2 protein-coding genes and 1 pseudogene are annotated in these 2,625 nt (G+C 59.2%); 2 read left to right on the forward strand and 1 reads right to left on the reverse strand.

What is annotated here, in order from left to right:
- A partial coding sequence (locus AAC083_RS18645; RefSeq protein WP_146181733.1) for a phosphatase PAP2 family protein occupies positions 1-214 on the forward strand: 214 nt, incomplete at its 5' end.
- A gap of 84 nt (positions 215-298) precedes the next feature.
- Here the strand turns inward: AAC083_RS18645 and AAC083_RS18650 are convergent.
- Entirely contained in the window at positions 299-1,129 is an 831-nt protein-coding gene (locus tag AAC083_RS18650; RefSeq protein ID WP_108537398.1) for a MetQ/NlpA family ABC transporter substrate-binding protein, read from the reverse strand.
- A 552-nt stretch (positions 1,130-1,681) separates the two neighbouring features.
- Between AAC083_RS18650 and asp the strand changes: the two are divergent.
- Positions 1,682-2,625, forward strand: a pseudogene (asp, locus tag AAC083_RS18655) (serine protease Asp); the annotation flags it as partial.

Consider the following 2,625-nt stretch of genomic DNA (forward strand, 5'->3'; position numbering starts at 1 on the left):
CAGTATCGCCGCCATGAGCCTGGCCCAGTTCTTCGGCCTGATCTGGCTGACCCGCGCCCCCACCGGGGTCTGGTTGCTGCCACTATGGGCGCTGGGCATAGGTCTGTCGCGCATGCTGATCGGCATGCACTGGCCGCAGGATGTGCTGGCGAGCGCCCTGCTCGGCAGCCTGACCGCCCTGTTGGGCGCGCGCTGGTGGCTACGTCGCTACTGACACCTGTGACCACGCCGACAAAAACGGGCACCTTCTGGTGCCCGTTTTTGTTTATGCGATAACGTCACATACCGATAGCCATGCTCAGTTGCTGGCGCTCTGCCCCTGCCAGCCCTCGGGATACTTGTAACCCACGAAACGCTTGGCGGCATAGGCCTTGAATTCGGCGGAGTTGTAGGCCGCCGCCACGTCCTTGGCAAACGGCTGATCGGCATCGGCGCTTTTCACCACCACCCAGTTGATGAAGTTGTAGCTGCGCTCAAGGAACAACCCCTCGCTGAACGCAATGCCGCTGGAGGCAGCGAAGTTACCGTTGATGACGGAGAAATCCACATCCTCCCGCGAACGTGGCAGTTGCGCAGCTTCCAGCTGGATCAGCTTGATATTGTGCGGATTTTTCGCCACATCAAACTCGCTCGCCTTGAGCGGATTGATCCCCTCCTTGAGGGTGAGCCAGCCCAGGTCCTGCAGCATCAGCAGGGCCCGCGCCTGATTGGTCGGGTCGTTGGGGATGGCAACCGTGCTCCCCTCTTTCAGTGCCTTCAGCTCGCCCAACTTGCCAGCGTAGAGCCCCATGGGACCGGTCGGCACCTGGGTGATGGGAGCCAGTGACAGGCCCCGGTCTTTTGAAAAACTCTCCAGATAGGGTTTGTGCTGGAAGCAGTTCACATCGAGCGAGCCATCCGCCAGCGCGATATTGGGGGTCACGTAGTCAGTGAACTCCACCAGTTTGACCTTGTAACCCTTGGCCTCCAGCTGCGGCTTGATGGAGTCGGTCACCATGTCGGCAAAATCCCCGACTGTCGTGCCAATCACAATCTCCTTCTTGGCCGGCTCGGCGGCAAGAACGGAAAACGGCAGGCTGCTGGCCAGCAGTGCCAGCGCGGAGAGGGTGAAGAAGGAACGACGCTGCATATGAAACTCCCTGTCAATATGATCAAAATGGTGGCCTATGATGGCGCTTGCCACCTTGGGTGGCTTCGCCGCAACCATCTAGCCATCCAAACGGCTGATAAATGCCACCATAACAGAGCCCCTCCCCGTCGCCAAGCAACAAAACAGGGCAAGCTTAACCGAGTGGCAGCTAAGCCCGACGTTCAACCCTGTTGGCTGCCGCTGTCGGGGGGATGGCCGCCATCCGGCGTTTCGCCCGATCCAGGCTTTGATCACATCGCGGCGGGTAGCTGTCGGCATGGGGGTGAGCCACATCCGCACCCTCCCAAAGCCGCAGCAAGGGTTAAGACATGTTGACCGCTAAAGAAAACATCAACGACTATCCACTGACAAAGCTCTCAAAAGAGCACATAAAGTGAATCGCTGGAACCCCCATATGGTTTGAAACGGGTTTGTGATGGGATTTTTTTGAGCCTTATCTCAGATCAGAAATGAGCGCTTTTTGGCTCTGTTTTTCCCGTGTATAGATGCCAGCCGTACCCAGGATGGTGCGGTATAAAATGGAGTTTATTAATGAGAAAAACATCGTTAGCGTTGGCAATTTCGGCCCTGCTCTCGGCCATGCCTATCGCTTCAGTTCAGGCTAATGAGAGTTGTACCCCGCTCACCGGCAAAGAGGCCGGACTCGATATCGGTCGCAGCAGCGCAGACCGTTGTCTGCCCGGCATCAATCCCCTGCAGGACCAGCAGTGGCACCTGCTCAACAGCGGCCAGGATGCCTTCAGCAAACGCGGCGGCGTGGCGGGCAATGACCTCAACCTCTGGTGGGCACACCGCACCGAGGTATTGGGTCAGGGCATCAATGTGGCCGTGGTGGACGATGGCATCGCCATAGCGCACCCGGATCTGGCCGACAATGTGCGCCCCGGTTCCAAAAACGTGGTGACCGGCAGCAGCGATCCGACCCCGACCGATCCGGACAGTGCCCACGGCACTTCGATATCCGGCATCATAGCCTCGGTGGACAACACCATAGGCACCCTGGGGGTGGCTCCCCGCGCCCAGTTGCAGGGCTTTAACCTGCTCGATGACAACAGCCAACAGTTGCAGAAGGACTGGCTCTATGCCCTCGGCGGCAACGCCGTCACCGCGGACAACCGGGTCTTCAATCAGAGCTACGGCACGAGTCTGGTCGATCCAGAAGGGGCCAACGAGCTGGATCAGGTGCAACTCGATCGCCTGTTCGAGCAACTGACCCTTCAGGCGCAAGGCGCGGCCTATATCAAGGCGGCTGGTAACGGCTTCAACCGGATTGCCTCCGGCAGCTATGTGCTCAACCGCACCGGCGACATGCCAAAGCTGCCATTTGAGAACAGCAACATCGATCCCTCCAACAGCAACTTCTGGAACCTGGTGGTGAGCGCCATCAACGCGGACGGGGTGCGATCCTCCTACTCCAGCATCGGCAGCAACGTGTTCCTGAGCGCCCCGGGCGGAGAACAGGGCACGGATACACC

This window comes from Aeromonas sp. HMWF014, assembly GCF_963878295.1.
Classification (GTDB): domain Bacteria; phylum Pseudomonadota; class Gammaproteobacteria; order Enterobacterales; family Aeromonadaceae; genus Aeromonas; species Aeromonas popoffii.

Coding starts and splice junctions, on each gene's coding strand:
- AAC083_RS18650 (WP_108537398.1), bottom strand. CDS start 1,129: ATGCAGCGTCGTTCCTTCTTCACCCTCTCCGCGCTGGCACTGCTGGCC.